General features: G+C 71.6%; 2 protein-coding genes and 1 pseudogene. All 3 read right to left on the bottom strand.

All coding sequences use genetic code 11. The features are described from left to right. Positions 1–598, bottom strand: a pseudogene (locus tag x551_RS21115) (PAS domain-containing sensor histidine kinase); the annotation flags it as partial. Between the two features lie 25 nt (positions 599–623). Then, complete coding sequence (locus x551_RS21110; protein WP_011827874.1) at positions 624–1,232, bottom strand: DUF4390 domain-containing protein; 609 nt, start codon at positions 1,230–1,232, stop codon at positions 624–626. Between the two features lie 110 nt (positions 1,233–1,342). Then, a partial coding sequence (gene rsmB, locus x551_RS21105; protein WP_051512265.1) for a 16S rRNA (cytosine(967)-C(5))-methyltransferase RsmB occupies positions 1,343–2,493 on the bottom strand: 1,151 nt, incomplete at its 5' end.

Genomic DNA, 2,493 nt, shown 5'->3' with positions numbered 1-2,493 from the left:
CCGGCCGCGCCGAGCACCGCACGTCCTGCGCCGTGAGTTGCTCCCGCAAGCGCTCCAGGGCCAGCGGCTGCTGTCGCTCGGGGGCCTCGCCGAGCCGCTCGGCGGCCACGCGCGTCTTGCCGGCGAGATCATTGACCAGTGTGTCGAGCGTGCCGCGCCCGAGGTTCAGGCCGGCCTCCAGCGCACCCTCGACGCGCACGTCGAACCAGCTCTCGATGCTGCGAGACACGAACTGGTAGCTCACCGTGTAGACCAGCGCCCCGGGCACCACCGCCACCACGCCGAAGATCGCCGCGAGCCGCAGCAGCAGCCGCGAACCGAAGCGTCCGCGCAGCACCCGCGCAGCGAGCCGCACCGCACCGACCACGATCACACCGACCAGCACGGTCGCGATCACGACGTTGGCCCACAGGAGACCGTTGTAGTACCGCTCGTAGAACTCCCGGTTGTTGGTGGCGATGGCCAGCAGGAAGGTGAGCACCAGCGCCGCCGCCGTGGTCGCGGCCAACGCGACGACCCAGACGCCGCGCGAGATTCGGCGGTCCGAGTGCCGCGTGAGCAGCAGCGCCAAGCGGCGGCGCAGGCGTTCCGGGGTCATGGCCGCTGCCGTGCGCGTTCCGGGGTCAGCGCGCGGCGGGCACGACCAGCCGTCGCTCGACCTCGAGCGCCCATTCGGCCTGGCCGCCGAAGCTGATCTGTAGCGGGCGCGGCAGCTGCGAGGTGTCGAGCCGCAGGCTGAACTCGATGTACTGGCCGTCGCCGTCGTCCAGGTCGCCGGCCTCGGCGAGCTTCCAGCGGGTGGCACGCTGCACCACCCACAGCGCATCGGACAGCGAGTCGTAGTTCTGGCTCAGGCTGCCGAAATTGACGCGGTAGCGCCGCGTGAGCGGCTGCCAGGTGAGGCGCCAGGTGCGGGTGGCCCGTGCCACCCGCTTGTCGCGCCAATACCAGCGCGAACGGAACACCTCGGCCTCGGCCACGAAATGCAGCGGCACACCCTTCTGCAGCGCGTCCTCGACTGCATGGGGCAGCACGACACTGGCGGTGTAGCCGAGCAACAGGCCCTCGTCGCCGCGCGTGAGGTCCAGCGCGCTGAGTTCGATGCCATCGGCATGTGCCGCCGACGCGCCGACCGCCAGCCAGATCACCAGCGCCAGCCAGGCCGCGGGCAGCCACCCGGCCGACCGTCCTGCGGCAGGCTGAAACCAGCGTCGAACCGAGGCGGTGAACACGGTGGCGGTAGGCGTTTGGATGATGGGTCGTTGCGGTGCGGCTCAGGACGAACGCTTTTCGAGCAGCGCGTAATAGAAACCGTCCGTCGAAGGCCGCAGCGGCCCCTCGCTCACCTGTCCGGGATTGTCGACCACCGGCAGCAGGTAGCCGGGTGAAGGCTGCGCGATGGCATCGGGTGCGCGTTGCAAAAAGCGTCGATCTGATGCGCGCCTTCGGCCTTGAAGACCGAGCAGGTGGCGTAGAGCAGCCGCCCGCCGGGCCGCAACAGCGGCCACAACGCATCGAGCAGCGCAGCCTGGGTCGACGCCAGCGCATCGAGGTCCGAGGCGCGGCGCAGCCAGCGCACATCGGGGTGGCGTCGCACGATGCCCGAGGCGCTGCAGGGCGCGTCGAGCAGGATGGCATCGTAGGGCCGGCCGTCCCACCAGGCGGCAACGTGGCGTGCATCTGCGGCCTGGGTGCGTGCCCTCAGGCCGAGGCGCTGCAACGTCTCGCTCACCTTCACCAGCCGCTGCGGGTCGGCGTCCAGGGCCAGCAGGTCGAGCTCGGCCAGCTCGAGCAGGTGAGCCGCCTTGCCGCCGGGCGCCGCACAGGCGTCAAGCACCCGGGCGCCAGGCGCCAGGCCGGCGCCCAGCAGCAGAGGGGCCGCCACCTGGGCCGCGAGGTCCTGCACCGACACCGCGCCGTCGGCAAAGCCCGGCAGTGCGGACACCGCGCAGGGCGTCGCGAGCTCGATGGCCTGGGCATCGATCGCGCCGGGCCGGGTCACGGCATGGGCAGCGATGCCCGCCTGCTCCAGGCGCAGCAGGTAGCTGGCTCTGTCCTGCTGCCGTTGATTGACGCGCAACGTCATCGGCGCACGCCGGTCGTTGGCACGCAACAGCTCGGCCCACTGCCCTGGCCAGTCGCGCTGCAGTGTCTCGATCCACCAGCGCGGATGGTTCCACACGGCGACAGGATCCTTCGCCGCGGCCGCGGCCTGCGTTGCCTGCTCCCGCAGATGGCGCCGCAGCACCGCGTTGACGAAGCCGGCCTGTGCCCGTGCGCGCTGCTTGGCCGCCTCCACCGCCTGGCTCACCAGCGTGTGCGGCGCGTAGGGTGGGGTGTCGGCGCTCTCCGCATCCTGGTGCGACAGGGCGAGCACACTGAGCAGCAGTGCATCGACCCAGGCCGGCGGTGCCTTCGGTACGAGTTGGCATCGCAGCGCCCGGGCGAGGCCGAGGCCGCGCAGCACGCGAAACGCCAGCGCCTGCGTGCCCG

Origin of the sequence: Methylibium sp. T29 (genome assembly GCF_000576205.1) — a bacterium.
Classification (GTDB): domain Bacteria; phylum Pseudomonadota; class Gammaproteobacteria; order Burkholderiales; family Burkholderiaceae_C; genus Methylibium; species Methylibium petroleiphilum.
This window is presented reverse-complemented; position numbering and strand designations above follow the sequence as displayed.